Annotated in this window: 19 protein-coding genes, 1 pseudogene and 1 riboswitch; of the genes and pseudogenes, 9 read left to right on the top strand and 11 right to left on the bottom strand. The window is 36.7% G+C overall.

Annotated features, from left to right (window positions below):
- Positions 1-58: 58 nt before the first annotated feature.
- Positions 59-1,402 carry an MATE family efflux transporter gene (locus tag MHB40_RS23760; protein WP_342533561.1) on the bottom strand — a complete coding sequence of 448 codons (1,344 nt, stop codon included), beginning with the start codon at positions 1,400-1,402 and terminating at the stop codon, positions 59-61.
- A complete protein-coding gene (locus MHB40_RS23755) occupies positions 1,389-1,856 on the bottom strand; it encodes a GNAT family N-acetyltransferase (RefSeq protein ID WP_342441932.1) in 468 nt (155 codons plus the stop codon). The genes MHB40_RS23760 and MHB40_RS23755 overlap by 14 nt, the downstream gene beginning before the upstream one ends.
- 86 nt (positions 1,857-1,942) lie before the next feature.
- Between MHB40_RS23755 and MHB40_RS23750 the strand changes: the two genes are divergently transcribed.
- Positions 1,943-2,773: a MerR family transcriptional regulator gene (locus tag MHB40_RS23750; RefSeq protein ID WP_342441931.1), complete on the top strand. Its 831-nt coding sequence runs from the start codon at positions 1,943-1,945 to the stop codon at positions 2,771-2,773.
- A 92-nt stretch (positions 2,774-2,865) separates the two neighbouring features.
- Here MHB40_RS23750 and MHB40_RS23745 read toward each other — a convergent pair whose 3' ends face one another.
- Both MHB40_RS23745 and MHB40_RS23740 read right to left on the bottom strand, forming a co-directional pair.
- The gene (locus tag MHB40_RS23745) at positions 2,866-3,219 is read right to left on the bottom strand and encodes a hypothetical protein (RefSeq protein ID WP_342441930.1); all 354 of its coding nucleotides are present in this window, start codon (positions 3,217-3,219) and stop codon (positions 2,866-2,868) included.
- Positions 3,220-3,241: 22 nt separating this feature from the next.
- A complete protein-coding gene (locus MHB40_RS23740) occupies positions 3,242-3,925 on the bottom strand; it encodes a DUF2225 domain-containing protein (RefSeq protein ID WP_205446054.1) in 684 nt (227 codons plus the stop codon).
- Between the two features lie 336 nt (positions 3,926-4,261).
- On the opposite strand from MHB40_RS23740, the gene MHB40_RS23735 reads away from it, so the two are divergent.
- Together MHB40_RS23735 and MHB40_RS23730 are read left to right on the top strand one after the other, a co-directional pair.
- Positions 4,262-5,035: a Cof-type HAD-IIB family hydrolase gene (locus MHB40_RS23735; protein WP_342441929.1), complete on the top strand. Its 774-nt coding sequence runs from the start codon at positions 4,262-4,264 to the stop codon at positions 5,033-5,035.
- Positions 5,036-5,106: 71 nt separating this feature from the next.
- On the top strand, positions 5,107-5,703 hold the full coding sequence (locus MHB40_RS23730; RefSeq protein ID WP_342441928.1) for a DedA family protein: 597 nt from the start codon (positions 5,107-5,109) through the stop codon (positions 5,701-5,703).
- Positions 5,704-5,733: 30 nt separating this feature from the next.
- On the opposite strand, the gene MHB40_RS23725 is transcribed toward MHB40_RS23730, so the two are convergent.
- From MHB40_RS23725 to MHB40_RS23705, 5 genes are all read right to left on the bottom strand, one after another.
- The gene (locus MHB40_RS23725; protein WP_342441927.1) at positions 5,734-6,471 is read right to left on the bottom strand and encodes a cyclase family protein; all 738 of its coding nucleotides are present in this window, start codon (positions 6,469-6,471) and stop codon (positions 5,734-5,736) included.
- Positions 6,472-6,560: 89 nt separating this feature from the next.
- Positions 6,561-6,667: riboswitch (SAM riboswitch) on the bottom strand.
- Between the two features lie 96 nt (positions 6,668-6,763).
- Positions 6,764-7,162, bottom strand: a complete 399-nt coding sequence (locus MHB40_RS23720; protein ID WP_205446050.1) for a hypothetical protein — start codon at positions 7,160-7,162, stop codon at positions 6,764-6,766.
- A 126-nt stretch (positions 7,163-7,288) separates the two neighbouring features.
- The gene (locus MHB40_RS23715) at positions 7,289-8,860 is read right to left on the bottom strand and encodes a helix-turn-helix domain-containing protein (protein ID WP_342441926.1); all 1,572 of its coding nucleotides are present in this window, start codon (positions 8,858-8,860) and stop codon (positions 7,289-7,291) included.
- Positions 8,861-8,934: 74 nt separating this feature from the next.
- Positions 8,935-9,885, bottom strand: a complete 951-nt coding sequence (locus MHB40_RS23710; protein WP_342533560.1) for an ABC transporter substrate-binding protein — start codon at positions 9,883-9,885, stop codon at positions 8,935-8,937.
- Between the two features lie 159 nt (positions 9,886-10,044).
- Positions 10,045-11,229, bottom strand: a complete 1,185-nt coding sequence (locus tag MHB40_RS23705; protein WP_342533559.1) for an MFS transporter — start codon at positions 11,227-11,229, stop codon at positions 10,045-10,047.
- Between the two features lie 109 nt (positions 11,230-11,338).
- Here MHB40_RS23705 and MHB40_RS23700 point away from each other — a divergent pair, with 109 nt between their 5' ends.
- Positions 11,339-11,722: a helix-turn-helix domain-containing protein gene (locus MHB40_RS23700; protein WP_205446046.1), complete on the top strand. Its 384-nt coding sequence runs from the start codon at positions 11,339-11,341 to the stop codon at positions 11,720-11,722.
- A 55-nt stretch (positions 11,723-11,777) separates the two neighbouring features.
- Here MHB40_RS23700 and MHB40_RS23695 read toward each other — a convergent pair whose 3' ends face one another.
- Complete coding sequence (locus tag MHB40_RS23695; RefSeq protein WP_342533558.1) at positions 11,778-12,623, bottom strand: aldo/keto reductase; 846 nt, start codon at positions 12,621-12,623, stop codon at positions 11,778-11,780.
- A 331-nt stretch (positions 12,624-12,954) separates the two neighbouring features.
- Between MHB40_RS23695 and MHB40_RS23690 the strand changes: the two genes are divergently transcribed.
- Positions 12,955-13,395 (top strand): VOC family protein, encoded by a 441-nt coding sequence (locus MHB40_RS23690; RefSeq protein ID WP_205446044.1) that lies wholly within the window; start codon positions 12,955-12,957, stop codon positions 13,393-13,395.
- Positions 13,396-13,801: 406 nt separating this feature from the next.
- On the opposite strand, the gene MHB40_RS23685 is transcribed toward MHB40_RS23690, so the two are convergent.
- Entirely contained in the window at positions 13,802-14,680 is an 879-nt protein-coding gene (locus MHB40_RS23685) for a LysR family transcriptional regulator (RefSeq protein WP_205446043.1), read from the bottom strand.
- A 173-nt stretch (positions 14,681-14,853) separates the two neighbouring features.
- Here MHB40_RS23685 and MHB40_RS23680 point away from each other — a divergent pair, with 173 nt between their 5' ends.
- From MHB40_RS23680 to MHB40_RS23665, 4 genes and pseudogenes are all read left to right on the top strand, one after another.
- Positions 14,854-16,050, top strand: a complete 1,197-nt coding sequence (locus tag MHB40_RS23680; RefSeq protein WP_342533557.1) for an MFS transporter — start codon at positions 14,854-14,856, stop codon at positions 16,048-16,050.
- Between the two features lie 39 nt (positions 16,051-16,089).
- Positions 16,090-16,761, top strand: a pseudogene (locus MHB40_RS23675) (ankyrin repeat domain-containing protein); the annotation flags it as partial.
- A 69-nt stretch (positions 16,762-16,830) separates the two neighbouring features.
- A complete protein-coding gene (locus MHB40_RS23670; protein ID WP_342534813.1) occupies positions 16,831-17,400 on the top strand; it encodes an ankyrin repeat domain-containing protein in 570 nt (189 codons plus the stop codon).
- A 378-nt stretch (positions 17,401-17,778) separates the two neighbouring features.
- On the top strand, positions 17,779-19,071 hold the full coding sequence (locus tag MHB40_RS23665) for a cytosine permease (protein ID WP_205446040.1): 1,293 nt from the start codon (positions 17,779-17,781) through the stop codon (positions 19,069-19,071).
- Positions 19,072-19,201: the final 130 nt, after the last annotated feature.

The following is a 19,201-nucleotide window of genomic DNA, read 5'->3' as shown; positions in this document are numbered from 1 at the left end:
TTACTAAAAAATGGCTGTTAGGAAATAAGAGGGGACCCTGATGAGGTCCCCTTTTATTTTAAGCATGTTCAGGAGAAGAAATGGTTCTTGGATTTTTCCTAATGTATAGGTAAATAAGCAAGGCTGTAATCCCTTCTGCTACTGGGAAGGTCCACCAAATGGCCTGTGAGCCAAGTATCTTGGGTAGTATGATGAGAGTAGGGATAAATAAAATAATACTACGTAGTAACATAATTGTTGTGGCAATACGAATTTTTTCAATGGATTGAAAGAATTCTGCGAACACCATGTTGATTCCTAAAAATACATAGCCAATGGCGAAATGCACAAAGCCTTGTGCTGCCATACTGCGAATTTCAAATGAGCTATCTCCGAATAAAGCCATTAATTGTGAAGGGAAAAGAAGAGCTATAAGGGCAGTCGTTAACCCTAAAATAAATGCAGTAGCTAAGGCGATTTTTAGTAAAGCTGTTAATCTTTCTAGCAACCTTGCCCCGTGGTGATAGCTAACTAATGGTTGTAGGGCCATACCAACCCCAAGAAAAATAGTTAGCAAGACAGTATGGATATAATTGACCATTGCATAGGCTGTAACGCCATTTGCACCTAGATAATGTAAAAAGGTAACGTTATACAAAATAATAATAACAGCAACAGAAGCTTCAACAATAAAGCTAGGTAAACCTACAGCAAACATTTTTTTTAGATCTGATAGATTAAAAAAGGAAGTGACAAACTTTAACTCAGCTTGTGGACGGAAAAAATGAAGACATAGCACAGATGTACCTATAATTGTAGCTATTGCTGTTGCTAAGGCACAGCCAGTCACACCATAATCTAGTACGAAGATAAAAACATAATTTAAGAGTATATTCAAAACAGACGTTGTAATTAAGCCCAGCATAGCTAACTTTGGGTTGCCATCATTTCGAATAAAAATACTTAAAAGATTTTCAATCGTGTAAAACACCCCAAAGAGCAAAATAACATGTAAATACTCCTGCACATAAGGATAGGTATCATCACTCGCCCCAAATATATAAGAAATGTCCTTTAAATTTAACGCGAGGAATCCAATAATCGTGATGACAACCACTAGCATTGTAGAGAACGACAGTGTAAATAGTTGATGAGCACGTTGCTTATTGCCCTCTCCTAAAGAAATCGAGAAAAGGGTAGCCCCTCCCATACCAATCCATAGAGAAATCGAAAGCAAAATGGAGAAAATAGGAACGGCTATATTCACTCCAGCTAAAGCTGTAGGTCCCACGCCATGACTAACGAAAATGCCATCTACCAAAATATTGATGGACATCAAAAGCATCCCGATCATTGCGGGGAATAAGTATGATAAAAATAATGGTTTCAGTGGTCTTGTTTCAATTGGATTAATGGTTGTCATAAGCATGCACCTCCAAAACCATTACTTTTTCCCCTTTATCATCTAGCTCACCATTAAATATAAAACCGAATTGTTTATACAACTGGACAGCTACAGCATTATTGTCATAAACACTTAAATATATCTGAAGACAGTTGAACTTTACTGTTAAATATTGAATAAGCTGCTGTAAAAAATGTTTTCCCAAACCTTGTCCTTGGTATTGTTCTGCAATTAGATAGCGATCAAGCCATACGCGTTGACTGTAATCATTATGAGGGAATATGCCATACATAGCGAAGCCTATAGCGGTGTTATCTTTATACAGACCTAAAGGTGTAAAACGTCGATCCATTTCCGCCTCTGCTAAGCATTGGTCTGTAGATTCAATAAAATGTTGCTGATTGTCAGCGATGCGTAATGCTAAAATTTCTTTCTTGTTAAAAGCTGTAATGTCACGAATCTCCGTGAACATAATGTCAAAACCTTTCTATTTTTATTTTGAATAGGTACAATCTAAAGTATATAGTAACTATATAGTCAAGGGAGGAAACTCAAAAAATGCTTAATAAAAATGTAAAATATTTTACAACTGGAGAATTTGCTAAATTATGTAAGGTAAATAAACAGACACTTATTTATTATGATCAAATTGGTTTATTATCTCCCATCATGAAGGATAGTAAGGATTATAGGTATTATTCACTTGCTCAATATGATTTTTTCGGTGTTATTGAATTATTAAAGGCAGTGGGGATGTCTTTAAAGGATATTCAGCAGTATATGGCAGAGAAATCACCTGAAAATTTTTTAGAATTGATGCATCAACAAAAAGAGCATGTTGCGAAGAAACGTAGAGAACTAGAAATGATTGAGAATATTATTGATGTCAAAATCAAAACGACAGAGGAAGCACTGCATCTAAATTTTAAGGACATTACGATTGAGTACTTTCCTGAAGATACATTATATTTGAGTAAAAATATCGAGAATTCTACAGAAGAGCAGTTTGTGAAGGCTGTATCTGACTTTATTGAGGAATTGGATCGCTCTCAATTAGATACGGGGTATCCCATTGGAGGGATAACAAGAAGAGAGCAAGTGTTAGCTGGAAATTACGATAACTATAGTTATTTATATATTGAGCAACCTCATCCAAGAGAAGGGCATCCTTATTTTAAGGCGATAGAGGGTGAATTTGTGATTGGTTATCATGTTGGCCCCTCTTCAAAACTTGGTGAGACCTACACACGGTTATTTAATGTCATGCATGAAAAGGGTTATGAGCTAGGCCAATATGTATACGAGGAATACATTTATGATGCCGTAATGAAAAATAGAGAAAACGAGTATGTAACCAAAATTATGATGGAAGTAAAAAAAGTGAAATAATTCACAGGGACTTAAAGTTTAGGAAATTTGGTAGTAATAAAAAAACATCTCCGTTTGTGAAGGGAACTAGCACAAATGGAGATGTTCGAATGCTATTTATAGTGATACGTACTTGCCCTTACATGGTTACGTTGAATTTGGTTAAACCACGCATGATCCTTTTCTTCTTGTTTTAATGTACCAACAATGGAGGAAGAGCAACTTACGCAAATTTTAGCTTGTGTAATCTGCCCACATCGTTCGCAAGGGGCTCCTAGATTAGGGAAAATGGAGTTCTTTAATTTCCCTGCTTTTACCCATTTGTAGAGCAATTCGGATGATACGCCTGTTAAAGCGACAACTTCATCGTTTGTTAAGTAGCGATTATTTTTTCTTAATAAAAAATGATGTAACTCTGAAAATATATCCTCTTCTCTCACGTCAATTTTCTTTTGAAATAGCAACATAACTAATCATCTCCTCGTCCCATTAATTAATGATTTCATTAATTGTTATAGGTTGTTCATCATATTTATAATTTTCCCAACGATTACGTGCAAGCTTGCGATATTTCGCCGAAACATTTCGATCAGCGATTAAGCGTGAAAATCCTTTTTTAGCTTCAGGGATATCACCAAGTCGAAGGCTTAATTCAGCATGTAAAAACTGAATTCTCTCTCCACCTTCTTGATTTGAGGCAAAGGATTTACTATAAAAGTCTCTAGCTGCAAAAAGGTAGCGCTTTTCGGATTCTTCGTCATTTTTTAATCGATAGAGCCAAGCAATTTTTAGAGCGAAATTCGCCATTAAAAGAGCTTCCTCCATTGATGCACGGGATACTAAATAGGCGAGCTTAAAACTGATAATGGCATCATCAATTGTACGTTCCTGACAGATATCCATAGGTTTCTGGAGCTCTTTAATGTATAGTTCATCAATGAGTAGCATGAAAGGTCCATATGTCCGTGTCATAGATTTATGATAGGCATAGCCACAATGTGGACACACGGCAACTTCATACAGCAAAGGGTTTAGGCCATCATAAACAGGCATGAAATCCGTTTGTTCTTCGATAATTTTATATCGATTAGGGCGAACTTTATATGTTGTAAACTGCTTTTTGCAAAATTTACAATCTACACTACTTTCATAGTAGTAAATGTTAAATGCCATAAGAATCAACTCCTTTGCGTGCTCTAGAATTTTATTTCTTTTGTTCTATTTATACGTAAGAATTTATCGTTCAATGTATTTAAGTGATTATCTTTTATTTTAACAATTTTGAGTTCTTTGGTATACTCCTTTAGAATTATTAAAATAAAAATATTCATGGATTTATTAGTTAAATATTATTATAAATACGCTTGTAATAGTTTTTATCGGTGTTGCGAATGGAAGTTATATAGTTTGCTGAAAGTTTGTCAAAATACTTTCACATATTTCATGGAAAAGAAATAATAAACTTGATTCTTGTGGTTCTAAATTACTATTTATGTAGGGGGACTCAAAATGAAATATAACATCGTGTTTTTTGATGTAGACGGCACATTAATTAATTATGAGGATGGCTGTGTGGAAGAAAGTACAAAACAGGCTATTCAGCTATTGCAAGACAAGGGAATCCATCTTGTAGCGGCTACCGGAAGACCTTTATCCATGTGCTCTGAGTTAAAAGAGCTGGGGATTGAAACCTTTATTACAGCAAATGGAGCCTATGTGAAACATAAGGATCTTGTCATACATAAAACACCCATTGCTAAAGATATTGTCCAAAATGTACAGGCTTTTGCGCAGGAACAACAGCATAGCCTAACATTTTTTACAGAGCAACTGTCCATGAATAGCATACAAAGTCCAGTAGCTTTAAGAGCGATGCAAGAAACTTTATCTTTACGGGATTTTCCACTTGTAAATGAAACAATTGTAGATGAAGAGGTTTTTCTCATGTGTCTATATGCAGATGAGCTGGCTGAAAAAAGATATGCTAGCCAATTTTCGAATATATTTTTGCAGCGATGGCATCCTTATATTGTGAATGTATTACAGCAGGATGTTTCGAAGTCATTAGCTATTAAAGCGGTACTGGATTATTTTAACATTAGCCCTGAGAATGCCATTGCCTTTGGCGATGGGGATAATGATATTGACATGTTAGAGTATGTAGGGTTAGGGATTGCCATGGGAAATGGTAGCACAGCTCTAAAAAGTGCTGCCAATTTTGTTACAAAGAAATCTACTGATGGCGGTGTCAATTTTGCTTTACGTCAACTTCAAGTCATTTAGAGTGCTGAGGTTAGACTGTCATGAAACTTATATAGCAGGTCGATTTTAATAAATTTTAGGTGGGATGATTTATGGCACAACACGTGCAGTCTCTAATTGAACATTACGGATACTTTGGGATTATCGTAATTCTAATTGGAGGCATTGTTGGGTTGCCACTTCCTGATGAGGTCTTTTTAACTTATGTAGGCTATAGTGTTTACCGAGAAAGCCTTGAACACATTCCTGCCTTAGTCAGTGCAATGATTGGTGCAGTTGGAGGCATTACTTTAAGCTACTATATCGGTTATCGTTTTGGCTTACCGTTATTGCAGAAATATGGCCCTAAAATTCATATTACAGAGCAAAAAATTGATTTTACGAAAAAGATGTTTACAAAAATTGGACCTACCTTATTATTAATTGGCTATTTTATTCCTGGGGTACGTCATTTGACAGCATATATTGCAGCTATTAATAATTATCCTTATAGGAAGTTTGCGCTTTTTGCCTATACAGGTGCATTTATTTGGACGTTCACATTTATATCATTAGGAAAGATGCTTGGGGAGAAATGGCGATTTGTTGGATACTATTTAACCCATTATAGTATCTATCTCATCCTATTGTTTATTCTAGGAATGCTTATTGCTTACTTTTTATTCAAAAAAAGAAATGGACAAAAATAAAAGTCGGTATACGCTATACCGACTTTTATGTTATGGCAAAATAGCAAATGAGCGCACAGGGAAGCCTGATGCTTTTTCTGGCTTAGGTACGATATTGAAGATGATAGCACCCTTCGCAGGTAGCTTGTCCAAATTAGTCATTAACTCAATTTGATAGGTGTCTTGTTCAAGCACGAAATATTCGCCATCTAGCTTGCCATTTTTACGAAAATCAGCGGCAGAGTCCGTATCGAATGTTTCATGACCAATTGCGCTTACCTTGCGTTCTTTTAGTAAAAACTGTAAAGCCTCTAAACCCCAGCCAGGGATGTGGTTATGTCCTTCTGCATCCTTATTACTGAATGCCTCCTTATCTGGCCAGCGCTTACTCCAATCTGTACGTAATGCTACAAATGTTCCTGCTTCAATTTCTCCATGCTGGGCTTCAAAATCACGAATATCTTCAACACTTAATGAAAAGTCATGGTTGCTAGCAGCCTCTTGTGATTTATTAATGACGACAAGGGGAAGAACGAGTTCTTTTAGTTCTAATTCTTCTAAGTACCGAGTGTCTCGTACAAAATGAATAGGTGGGTCGATATGTGTGCCATATTGACCAGGGAACGTAAATTGTTGGGCAAAAAAACCATCCTCATGAGAGAATAATGTTTCAAATTTAGCGTCCTCAAACATAAAAAAATGTGGTGAATTAGGGCCGAATGTATGTGTTAAATCAACCCATTGTTTTGATTTTAATAATTGCAAAGCTTGTAAAAGTTCATTAGACATCAATTTCCCTGCTTTCTGTTGAAATTAGTGGTAAATAAAAGGAGTCCCCTTATAGAAGAGGACTCCTGCATTAACAACGGTAGTTCTTCTTCTCATCTTCAAGGCGGATCATTTTGCCAATTGGAATTAGCACCATACTGTTGAGCTGGTTGCTGAGACTTCATCGGGCCAATCCCTCCGTCTCTCTTGATAAGAAAAGTGATATAAGAATTTTCAGAAATAACAATACAAATACTTTAGCATAGTTTTTTATAGTTTACAAGTTCACTAGGGATACAAGGTTAAAGTTTTTTCACCAATTTAAATTTAAGGTTACTCCACAACAATCATGATCAATAAGACGTATTCTAAAACTATCTGGTGTATAGTTTGCTTCAAATTTCATCGTGATGCCTGTTGATGTGATTAATCTATCAACCTCTGTTTTATTTGAAAGCTGTGCAGCATTCATTAGATCATGTGCAAATTGTTGGGAGCTATCAATTTTATCCGTAAGTAATTGAGCTTGCTGCATCATCGCCTTTATCCGTGTAGCTGAAATTTTCAATTTATGTGTGTCGACAGGTGGAAAGGGATTAGTGGTCGGCATTGCTAAATGTTGAGGAATAGGTCTTACGGCAAGCTGATGGACGGATGGCGACGTTGGATAATGATAGGGATGAACAAAGTACGGATAAGGATTGTAATACAATGTAATTCCTCCTATCCTATAGCTGATATCTTATCTTATGTAGCCAAATGGCTTTCGGTGTTACTTTCAGTATCAAGTTTGTCCTAAAACATTGAAAAAGGAAGCTATAGTGGGCTTCCTTTTTGTTTAGCCTAGGATATTCAAGACATCATCAATTTTTTTACTATGTGATAAAATGCCATAATTCATCCATGTTAAAAAGTCTACTTCATAGACACATTTACTTTTAACTGCGGCTAGGTTTTTCCAAGTGGGCGTTTTTAAAATAGCACGTTCCTCATTTTCATAAATAGAATGTTGTTTATCAAATGTAATAAACAAGTGATCTGCGTCTAATTGCAGCAATTGATCAAACGTCAGTTGTGCTTTACGTTGATTGTGCGGAATACTCCATACCAGTGGATGTGGCATTAAACCTAAGTCACGATATAAAATGGGCCCCGTATAGCCACATTCAGGACCAGCGTATAGGGTAATGCCAATGGCTGAAATACGGAGAAATGCCACACTTTGCCCATAAACGGATTTGCTAAGAATTTCTTTTGCTTGCTGTACCTTATCCTCATATTGTAGGACCACGTCTTGCATCAAGGAGGTCTTTCCTGTTAAATCAGCAATTTTAAATAAAGTAGATTGCCAGTTCTCACCAGGATGTGAGATATGGCAGACAGGAGCTACCTCATTTAAATGATGAAAGGATTCCCAACGCTCCACACCAGAATCTAGCATAATTAAAGTTGGTTTATAGTGAAGAAGTCGATCCATTTCTCTATTTTGTACATCAATATCTGGCACTTCTTGGAGACCTAAATAGTCTTGTTTTCCCCATTTTGAATGACTGAATTGAGCAATTGGCGTAATCCCAAGGGCGACAAAGAAATCTTCTAAAAATGGTGCAAATACACGTAGATTGCTGCTTTGATTTCTTCGATATTGCCCTGGAGAGATGCCGACCTGTTCTTTAAAACGACGATTGAAATAATACTCATTATTAAATCCGACAGACTGACTAATTTCAAATACTCGATCATTTGTCGTCATTAATAATTGCTTAGCTTTTTCAAGACGAATGTTATTTAAATAGTGAAGAGGGATTTGCCCCGTAATCTCTTTGAAAATGCGGGTGTAATTCCATCTTGGTACATCGGCTAATTCGGCCAACTGCTCAACCGTCCACTCTTTTTCAAAATGTTTATGTAAGTGGTTAATGGACTGCTCAACAGATTGGCGATCATTTTTTTGCACCTGCTTGGGTATAGCTTGATGTAAGAGCAATAACATCAGCTCTTGAAAGTGCACATGCTGCTCAAAAATCGTATGCTCATCCTCCGCTAGGCGGTTTTGATAAATGGCTTCTAGCAGTCTGTGACATTGCGAAACGGGGAGGAGACGTTGCTCTTTAACACGCGTAAAATGGTTAGAAATAGTCTGATTATTACTGAGATAGACAATGTTGAATTGTAATTGATAATAACATAGGTGCTTGCTTTGGATGTGAATACTAACCGTGTTATTGGGCGGTATCAATATGCACTTTTCTTCACTAAGATGTATGGTGTTAGGATCTATTTCTAGCTTTCCACTGCCACTCATTACGATGAAAAGTGTATAGAAATCACTACTAATCAACTGCGTGTTTGATGATTGAATTGCATAAGAGATATTTTGTAACGTATAAACATGTGTTAAGTTACCCATTGATGATTCACCCCTTTATGTTGAATTTGAAGAAAAACACAAAGAAAGCCCTCTTAAGAGCTTTCTTTTGAACATTATTTTACGAACCATTTCTCTAGATCATCATACTTTAGCAAGTTAGCTGTGATGGCACCTGATTGCCAATATGTTCGATCAGCAATATAGACATGCCCATTTTTTACAGCAGGTAGTGTTTTCCATAGTGTACTATCTAACCATTTAATTGCTTCTTGGTTTTCTTCAGACTCCCAAGAGCCGTTTGAAGGGAAAAGGATGATATGATCCGCATCTAATTCTGGAATAGCCTCTTCAGATAAAATCTCGTGGAACTCTGTCATGTCACGGGCTAATGGATGTGGTGTTAAGCCTGTCTCTGTGTAAATATAGCCAGTATAGCGATTTTTAATGCCAAATAACGCTAATGTATTATCTGCTACATTTAGACGTACAACAGCAACTGTTTCGTCTCCAATAGACTTATCTAAGTCTGCTTTTAAATTGGTTACACGTTGCTCATATTGATCAACCATTTCTTTTGCTTTATCCGGAATATTTAAAACATCCGCTATAGTTTTCACGATTTCACGTGGATCTTGTAGAATATCTTCTTTTAAGCGGTAAGTAGGCGCTATCTTCGAATATTCTTCATACTTTGCCTTATCCGCTGCACCATCTACAATGATTAAATCAGGCTTAGCTTGTAGTAATGTTTCTATACTACCAGTAATGTCGAACTCAGGAACATCTAATCCTAAATAGTCTTGTTTACCCCAGGATGGGTGATACCATTGCACTACAGGTTTTACATCCAAGGCAGTTAAATAATCTTCCAAATAGATAGCAGCTACACGCTGTGGGTTTGTAGGGATTTCTACTTTTCCAAACTCATCTTCTACAATTCTTGTATCTTTAGTTGATTGTTCCTCTTTAGCTGTATCCTCTTTTACTTCATTTGAGCCACAGGCACTTAATACGAACATTAGTGCAAATAAAACTACAAATGAAAAATATCGACCTCTACGCATTGCTATTCACTCCTATAAATTTACTAAAACAATAAGAATATCATTTTAATCTAGAATGATAATCATTCTCGTTTGATTCAAGTAAATTATAGGACACAATATATCAACAAACAATACACAATCTCTACTTCTTTTTTATACAAAATGAAATTTGGCTTCCTAATGTTTTTTATTATCGAAGGTTAACCATAATAATGTAACAATAGCTGCGAGCATAACCATTAAAAATCCATACAAGGGAGTATGTGCTAATGATTGATGGCGAATAATAAAGCCTCCAATATATGATCCTAAAAATATACCAATGTTGAAGGCGGAAATATTTAATGCAGAAGCCATAGAAATAGCTGATGGCACATATTTTTCAGCCAGTAGCACAGCATATAGCTGCAATCCTGGTACATTCATAAACATAAATAAGCCCATTACCAATACCATGATTAATCCGATAATAGGTGATTCGAGCGTGAAGCCAATGCCAAGCAACGCCAAGGCGAGTCCTACAAATATAATAAAGATCGAACGTAGCGGATTATGATTAGCAAAATGACCACCTAATGTATTACCGATCGCAACGCAAATACCATAGACCACTAAAATAATGACTACTGCATGAGGAGAATACCCCATATATTGCTCTAAAATAGGTGAAACATATGTGTAGACAACAAAGGCACCACCGTATCCAATTGCGGTAATGAACAGGATTAAGATCATACGAATATTGCCTAACACTTTGCCGATATCACGAATAGAGATGGGATTGCCTTTTGATAATTGGCTAGGTACTAAAATCGCATTACTAATTAAACCGATGATTCCAATTACAACGATAAAGATGAATGACATACGCCAGTCTGTTACTTGACCAATAAATGTACCAAGTGGAACACCTGTTACAGTAGCCAAAGTTAAGCCTGTAAACATAAAGGCAATAGCACTTGCTCGTTTATTTGGTTCCACTACATCGGCGGCTATAACAGAAGCGATGGACATAAACACACCATGTGCTAATGCTGAAATAATACGTCCGATTAATAGTAAAGCGAAATTAGGTGCTAAAGCGACTGCTAAGTTCCCCACTATAAAAATGGTCATGACAAGCAATAATACAGTTTTTCGACTAAGGCGGGATGTTAAGGCTGTTAATAATGGAGCCCCAACAGTTACCCCTAGTGCATATATAGAAACGGTTAAGCCAGCTGTGCTGAGAGAGATACCAAAATCATTTGTAATTAATGGTAGAAGCCCTACGCTGATAAATTCAGTTGACCCTATACCAAATGCACTGATTGCAAGGGCTAGCAAGGTTAATTTAGCATTTGGCTTTTTTGATTTTGACATACTACGACTACTCCTTTGATTTTTTTTATTGTGTGTAGTAATATTCATACATACCAAAAAGACATGTAGAGTACTTTTAGTTACTTTTGAATATTACAGGAGGTTTACGATGCAAAAAATTTATAATATTGGTGTTGAAGCTACGCTAGAAGTTATTGGTGGTAAATGGAAACCGGTTATTCTTTGTCATTTAAACCACCATGGTAAAATTCGAACAAATGAATTTCGACGATTGATTCCAGGTATTTCACAAAAAATGCTCACTAGTCAATTAAGGGAACTGGAGCAGGCTGGATTAATCAATCGAAAGGTCTTCAATCAAGTACCACCAAAAGTTGAATATTCATTAACACCCTATGGACAAGGGATGGAACCTATTCTGAACATGCTTTGCACTTGGGGTGAAAAACATGTTGAATTATTACAGGATAAAGGTGAAGATGTACTGTTAAAACAACGTGATGAAGATATCGCTATGCAGCAAACATCATAATGAGGGGAGAAAGAGACTGTCACATACTAGACAGTCTCTTTTCCCTTTTTAGTGCTTATAAAGCAAAGTCAAATTCATCTGGATTTGGTCCAACACGTTGCTCCAGGTTCATCTCATTGATCAAAGCCATTTCTTCGTTAGTTAGGCTAAAGTCGAAGATATCCGCGTTTTGCATCATACGCTCTCTACGTACTGATTTTGGAATCGTGATTACGCCATTTTGTATATCCCAGCGCAAAATAACTTGAGCATTCGATTTTCCATATTTTTCTGCGATTTTCGAAATTGTTGCATCTTCAAGAAGTCCACCTTGCATTAAAGGTGCCCAAGCCTCAAGCTGAATATCATGCATGTCACAAAATGAACGAAGCTCAGCTTGCTGTAAGCGTGGATGGAATTCCACCTGATTCACAACAGGCTTAACACGAGCAAATGATAGTAAATTTTCTAAGTGCGCAACAGTAAAGTTACATACACCAATTGCTTTGATCTTTCCTTGATCGTATAAGTCCTCTAACGCTTTCCAAGAATCAGCATACTTCTCTTTACCTGGCCAATGAATAAGGTAAAGATCTAAATAGTTCAATCCTAGTTTTTCTAGGCTTTCCTCATATGCCATAATGGTTTCTTCATAGCTTAATCCGTCGTTCCAGACTTTTGATGTTATAAACAAGTCTTCACGCTGTAAGCCTGTAGATGCTAATGCCTGTTTAATACCTTCCCCTACACCAACTTCATTGCCATAAATAGCAGCAGTATCAATACTACGATAGCCGACCTCAATAGCGTTTTTAACCATTTCAGCAGTAGCATCATTCTCTACTTGAAAAACCCCTAAACCCATACCAGGCATTTGTAGGCCGTTATTTAAAGTGATTGTATCTTGTAAATGAGTAATCATTTTTAGTCCTCCATGTTTTGTGATTGTTTGATTGCTTACTCATTATGCTGCTAACATACCCTCAAAAAAAGTACGTACTTTTTTGTGTCATAGAAACGTAGAGGTAACTTTTGTGAGCTGACAATGATTAGAGGAATAAAAATATTTATTAATGAAGCTATTAAATAAAAATGTAAACACCTGATTGGTCTTAACTACTAGTAAAAAAAATTGAGTGGTCTATAAAAAGTATTTGGACAGAAGTAAACGAATATTTTTCTTGGAGTAATAAAAGGAAATGTATGTTCGATAGAGAATTTAAATAGTAATACTTTAAAAAGGGGATTGGAAGATGAATCGATTAAATTTAATCACATTAGGTGTAAAAGATATGGTGGAGTCTTTAACTTTTTACCGAGAGGGGCTTGGCTTTGAAGTAGTGGTATACGGAGAGGAGACGAATCCCGATGTTATGTTCTTTAATAATGGAGGAACAAAAATATCGTTATTTCCAATTGAACGCTTGGTCAAAGATATCAATGAAGCTAATCCACCAGAAATTAGTCAAGGCTTTGGCGGAATCACTCTTGCCTATAATGGTAAATCAAAAGAAGAAGTGGATCGAGTCTTTGCATTAGCAAAAAAGGCCGGAGCCAAAATTGTTAAAGAGCCCGAAACGGTATTCTGGGGTGGCTATAGTGGCTATTTTCAAGATCCAAATGGCTACTATTGGGAGGTTGCCTATGGCGACATGTGGCAGTTTGATGAGAATGATATGCTGATTATTCAATAACTGTTCAAAAAGATGATATCAACGGCAGAAAAAGCAACTTTGCAAGGTGAGAGGTTGATTTATCTGTATTCTTTAGAGGGGATAAGCTCTTATTGGAGAAGTGATGCGTGACAACACCCCTCCATAAAGAGTAGTAAACACCTTCACTTTATTTGAAAACCTTTGGCTAAAAAGGTAACATTTTTGTGGATTGGAGTGGAAGGCTACTTGACTCCCGTGGGATAGCGAGACAGGCAAAACTCTAAACGGAGCGGTAGCGGAGGAAGCGATTCGGCGCTCGCCCACAGGAAAGCAAGTAGCCTGCAACGGAAATCCATTTCTACCTTTCAATTGACTGTTTTGTTTTTCAACACTAAGAAAAGAGAGCAAACTAACGTTTCTAGTTTGCTCTCTTTTTTATTAACCGCTAACAATAGTGCTCCCTCATTAAATCCACAAAATTTTGAGCGGCTTTGGATAAGTAATGATTCTTTAGCCATACAAGTCCTACGGAAGTGGATAATTCTGCTGATGGGATTTTGTATGCATGAAGTGGTAAATCTTCATATTGCTTTAAAATGGTTTCAGGTACGATAGAGGAGCTAAAGCCAGAAGCAATTAAGTTCATTAACAGTGCCGTATCTGAACATTCTCCGACAATATGGGACTGCAACTGGAAGCGAGAAAATGCTTCTAATATCGAATAATGTACGCCTAACCCTTCTGTGCTTGGTAAAAGGATTGGCCAATTTTGTATTTCAGCTAAAGAAACATCGTGTTCTAACAAGTCGAACTTCTTGGACTGTATAAAGTAAAATGGTTCTGAGTACATATGAAGAACAGAGAAATCATCTAATTCTAAAGGTAAGCGAATGATGGCAAGTTCTACAACACGATCCCTTACTAATTTACAAAGATAAGAAGATTCGTTTTGTTGAATTTTATAGGTCACCTTTGGATAATGTTGTTGAAATTGTTGTAGCAATTGGGGCAGCTCAACAACTGAAAATGTATTAATGCCTAATGTCAATCGTCCATGAAGGCCTAATCCAACATCCTTAACCTCTGCTTCTGCCTCTTTCATTAATTGAGCAACCTGCAATGCATATTTATATAAGGTCTTTCCCGCCTCAGTTACTTCGAAATATTTCCCGCTTCTTTCTACCAATTTTGAACCGAGCTCTTCCTCCATCGTTTTTAAATGCTGGCTTAATGGTGGCTGAGAAATATGTAACCTTTCTGCTGCGGCAGAAATCTTCTTTTCCTCAACAATTGCAATAAAATAGCGTAGCTGTCGAATATCCAAATCCTAAACACCTCTTTATTATAGGTAAAACCTAAGTAAAATATATTTTTTTAATATTTTTCATATAGTTAAAGCCATGTTAGCATAGTTAGTGAAAAGAAAAAAGGAGAGCTTTTCCTTTTTTATCACTAGAAATTAGACCAATGCACCTAAGCGTGAAGGAGAAAAAATCAATGCAAACTAAAACAGTATTTTCACTTTTATTGGTTTATATGTTTCTTGCGATGCTTGGTGCAGGACTTGTCATACCTATTCTCCCTCAGCTTTTAATCGAATTTGGAGCAAGTGGTAAAGCAGCAGGTTACTTAGTATCTGCTTTCGGTTTAACGCAATTTTTATTCTCTCCTATAGCTGGGAATATTGCTGATAGATATGGTCGTAAGCCAATGATTATCGTTGGCTTATTATTATTTGCCTTATCCAATCTAATTGGCGCTCTTGCAAGCAATTTTACTATTTTTCTCGTGGCACGGTTTATTGGAGGGATGGGTTCTGCGGCATTAGTTCCGTCTATTATGGCCTATATTGTAGATATTACCTCGGATGAAAAGAGAACGAGAGCCATGTCTTTTTTAGGTGCATCTATGTCTTCGGGATTTATTGTTGGACCAGGGTTAGGAGGGCTTTTAGCAGAATTAGGTACACGTGCGCCATTTTTTACCTCGGCACTTGTTGGTCTTGTAGCTGCGATGAGCTGTCTAGTGATATTGCCCGAATCACAAAAAGCTCGTGTACAAATAGAAGCTACTTTCAAGAAAGAAAACATTTTTATACAGCTTGTTCAATCTATCAAATCACCGTACTTTATTTTGCTATTTATGGTGTTTTCACTGACATTTGGATTAGCTCATTTTGAAACAGCATATCCATTAGTCGTAACACAGAAATATGGATTTACAACTAGACAGATTTCCATTTTATTTATGATTGGTTCCTTAGGGGGAACAGTGACTCAATTATTATTAACAGGCTGGCTTACGAATAGATTTGGAGAAAAGCGGATTATTAGCAGTATGCTTCTTCTCTCGGCTTCAGCGCTTGTACTCTTGCTTCTATCAGCTAATTTTTTCTATGTAATGGTGATAACCATGCTCTATTTTTCGTTTAATAATATTTTGCGTCCTACCATTAATACACTATTGTCGAAAGAAGCAGGGAATGAACAAGGATTCGTTGCAGGTTTAAATAATGCTTATATGAGCCTCGGTCAAATTTTTGGACCAGTGCTAGCAGGATATTTATTTGATGTCCATATTAATTTACCTTATTTATTTGGTGCGCTCGTGTTAATCGTTAGTAGTGCGATTGCTACGAAACGAATAGGAATGAAGAATGAAGACCGTTTGCAACATAAAAGTTCAATACACTAGCAAAAAGCGGATGATTTAAAATAGGAGCTGAACATCTACATGTTGAAGAAATGGATTATTGCATGCTTAGCAATAGGTTTATGGCTACAAGCATGTGTTCCTAACGATCATAATGATACTGAAGTGGTAATTGAAGTGAGTGATCAACTACTTCAAGCAGCAGAGCAGGGAGATATGGCTAAGATCAATAAACTAATCACCCAAGAAGATATTGACTTGAATATACAAGATACAAAAGGGCGTACACCACTCATGATTGCAACCTATAACAATGATGTGGCAATGGCTAAGGTTCTGATTGATGCTGGAGCGGATGTTAATATTCATGATGATATGCAGAACAATCCTTTCTTGTATGCAGGTGCAGAAGGCTACATAGATATTTTGAAACTTACAAATAATGTGGGAGCAGACCCAGCACTGACCAATCGTTATGGAGGAACAGCATTGATTCCTGCATCAGAGCATGGCTATGTGGATATAGTTAAATTTCTCTTGGAACAAACAAAAATAGATGTGAATCATGTTGATAATTTAGGTTGGACTGCGCTTATGGAAGCTATTGTTCTAGGTGAAGCTGGGGAAAAGCAGCAAGATACAGTAAAAGTTTTACTTGCCCATGGAGCGGATATGAGGATAGCCGATTTAGAGGGTAGGACGCCATTACAACAAGCTGAGAAAAGAGGTTTGAAAGAAATCACTCAAATTCTAGCGACTGAAAGCTTTAATAGATTATCTGAATCTGAAAAAGTCCAAATAACAAAGCAATTCTTCAATGCAGTGGCACAGGGGAATGTTATGCAAATAACGGAGATTTTAAATAAGGGAATTGACATAAATATTGCCGATGAACAAGGAAGAACGGCTGCGATGCTTGCAACCTATAGAAATTTTCCGGAAATCGTAAAGGTTTTAATTGAACATGGGGCAGACATCAATAAGCAAGATAATATTGAAAACAGTCCTTTTTTATATGCGGGAGCAGAAGGATATTTAGAAATTTTGAAGTTAACGATTGAAGTAGGTGCAGACACTACTATTTTAAATAGATTTGGTGGGACGGCCTTAATTCCTGCATCAGAGCATGGCTATGTGGAGAATGTTCGAGAGATGCTTGAGCATACAGACGTAGATGTGAACCACATCAATAAACCAGGTTGGACTGCATTGTTGGAAGCAATCTACTACGGCGACGGTGGACCAAGATATCAAGAAACAATACAGCTATTAATCGAGCATGGTGCTGATGTAAATATTGCTGATGCAAAGGGAATCACACCACTTCGGTACGCACAGTCGCGTGGCTTTAAAGAAGTGAGTCAGATGCTTATACAGGCAGGAGCAAAATAACAAGTGTGAAAAGCAAAGTGTAGTGAGTCCTGAATGGGCTTCTACACTTTGTTTTGTTTAAATAATGTTCATTTATGTCTAAATTCTGACTTTCAGCTTAAAAAAATTGTGCATATATACCAAATTATCTAATGAGATTTCGGAATGTTTGTACAGGGACAAAATTTGACTAATCTTTAAAATAGAAAATGAAAGCGCTTTATTATCCGCGGATAAAGTACTGAAACATACGTAGGGAAGGGGTGATCAAATCAATTAATAAATGTTATGAGGGAATAGGCGGGTTCTAAGATGTTTAAGTGGTAAGGAAAGTGTTCTCCAAATGATTGAAATACTAAGTGCTTTCTCTTAAATACATAAAAAATTGGAGTGAAACCAATGTCAACGATAACTAATGATCAAAAACAAGGACTAGATCCAGAGTTTGAACACACGGCTGTACCAAAAGAATATCGAAAAAGCTTCTCCTCTGTTTCTGCGGTTTGGTATAGCTTTCCTCTAGTATTAACGAGTGCTGTTATTGGTGGTGTTGTGACAGCAATGCTTGGATTTAAAATGGGTGTTGCAGCAATTCTAACGGGTAATCTGTTATTGTGCATTATTGTTGGAGCACTGAGTTATCTGGCTGGGAATACAGGAGAAAACTTTGCTATTTCCGCAAAAAGAACATTTGGTCAACTAGGCTATTTAGCAGTTTCAGGATTACTATCAACCGTTGTAGTTGGGTGGTTTGCATTAATGGTAGGCCTTACTGGCGATACAATGTTTCGTTCATTTGGAGCCAACTTATTATTTATGACGATTTTAGGTGGCGTGCTTTATGTTGGAGCCACTTTTATTGGCATTAAAGCTCTCACAATTTTAGGCTATATTGCAGCACCCATGTATCTCATTCTAGGGATTGTCTCAGTAGTCATTGCCTTTAAAAATGGTTCTTCTGATATTATTCATTTCCAACCAATAGCAGGTGTAGGGGCTTTATCCTTTGGAGCAGCAGTAACAATGGTCTTTGCCACTTTTACTGACTCAGGTACAATGACAGCCGATTTTACACGATGGGCAAAAAACGGGAAACAAGGATTCTTTGCCGCATTTACAGCATTCCCCATTTCAAAATTTCTAGCAGAAGTAATAGGAGCTATTATTGTAGCAACTGGTATTGTGTTACAGCCAGAAGCAACTGGCGGAGACTTTATTATGATCTTAGCTGATGCCGGTCCGTTTCTTTCCATTTTAGCTATACTCTTTGTATTTATAAATTTAGGTGTAGGTTGTACACATTGCTTGTACAACGGTGCTGTAGGATGGTCTCATATGACTGGTGGTAAAATGAGAACACTAACAATTGTCCTTGGTATAATCGGAATTATTGTCGCAATTTCAGGTATATGGAATGCCTTCCAAACGTGGTTAAATCTACTTGGCTTAATTGTACCTCCAATTGCTACTATTATTATTATGGATCAGCTTGTCTTAAAGAGAAAAAATGATGAGACGAAAAAATGGCAGCCTTTATCATTCATCTCTTGGGGCTTAGGAGCGCTTGTTGCATTAACGGTAAATGAATATGCGCCTCAGTTATCTGTTGTCGTAGCAGGTATTGTATCATCAGCTATTTTCTTCTATATCGGTAATATGTTTACGAAATCCACTCCATCAAATCACGCATAATATCAACCTCTAAAACGCAACTTTTACAAGCTATTAAAAGTTGCGTTTTTTTATTTCTACGCAATAAATCTACGTTATCAAATTTTCTAAGAAAACAAATAGTATTTACCATATAATAACCATGTATGGC

It is taken from the genome of Lysinibacillus sp. FSL K6-0057 (assembly GCF_038630885.1).
Lineage (GTDB): Bacteria > Bacillota > Bacilli > Bacillales_A > Planococcaceae > Lysinibacillus > Lysinibacillus fusiformis_F.
This window is presented reverse-complemented; position numbering and strand designations above follow the sequence as displayed.

Bases quoted from the DNA above. Each gene is read 5' to 3' on its own strand.
- MHB40_RS23760 (WP_342533561.1), bottom strand. From the start codon at position 1,402: ATGACAACCATTAATCCAATTGAAACAAGACCACTGAAACCATTATTT.
- MHB40_RS23755 (WP_342441932.1), bottom strand. From the start codon at position 1,856: ATGTTCACGGAGATTCGTGACATTACAGCTTTTAACAAGAAAGAAATT.
- MHB40_RS23750 (WP_342441931.1), top strand. From the start codon at position 1,943: ATGCTTAATAAAAATGTAAAATATTTTACAACTGGAGAATTTGCTAAA.
- MHB40_RS23745 (WP_342441930.1), bottom strand. From the start codon at position 3,219: ATGTTGCTATTTCAAAAGAAAATTGACGTGAGAGAAGAGGATATATTT.
- MHB40_RS23740 (WP_205446054.1), bottom strand. From the start codon at position 3,925: ATGGCATTTAACATTTACTACTATGAAAGTAGTGTAGATTGTAAATTT.
- MHB40_RS23735 (WP_342441929.1), top strand. From the start codon at position 4,262: ATGAAATATAACATCGTGTTTTTTGATGTAGACGGCACATTAATTAAT.
- MHB40_RS23730 (WP_342441928.1), top strand. From the start codon at position 5,107: ATGGCACAACACGTGCAGTCTCTAATTGAACATTACGGATACTTTGGG.
- MHB40_RS23725 (WP_342441927.1), bottom strand. From the start codon at position 6,471: ATGTCTAATGAACTTTTACAAGCTTTGCAATTATTAAAATCAAAACAA.
- MHB40_RS23715 (WP_342441926.1), bottom strand. From the start codon at position 8,860: ATGGGTAACTTAACACATGTTTATACGTTACAAAATATCTCTTATGCA.
- MHB40_RS23710 (WP_342533560.1), bottom strand. From the start codon at position 9,885: ATGCGTAGAGGTCGATATTTTTCATTTGTAGTTTTATTTGCACTAATG.
- MHB40_RS23705 (WP_342533559.1), bottom strand. From the start codon at position 11,229: ATGTCAAAATCAAAAAAGCCAAATGCTAAATTAACCTTGCTAGCCCTT.
- MHB40_RS23700 (WP_205446046.1), top strand. From the start codon at position 11,339: ATGCAAAAAATTTATAATATTGGTGTTGAAGCTACGCTAGAAGTTATT.
- MHB40_RS23695 (WP_342533558.1), bottom strand. From the start codon at position 12,623: ATGATTACTCATTTACAAGATACAATCACTTTAAATAACGGCCTACAA.
- MHB40_RS23690 (WP_205446044.1), top strand. From the start codon at position 12,955: ATGAATCGATTAAATTTAATCACATTAGGTGTAAAAGATATGGTGGAG.
- MHB40_RS23680 (WP_342533557.1), top strand. From the start codon at position 14,854: ATGCAAACTAAAACAGTATTTTCACTTTTATTGGTTTATATGTTTCTT.
- MHB40_RS23665 (WP_205446040.1), top strand. From the start codon at position 17,779: ATGTCAACGATAACTAATGATCAAAAACAAGGACTAGATCCAGAGTTT.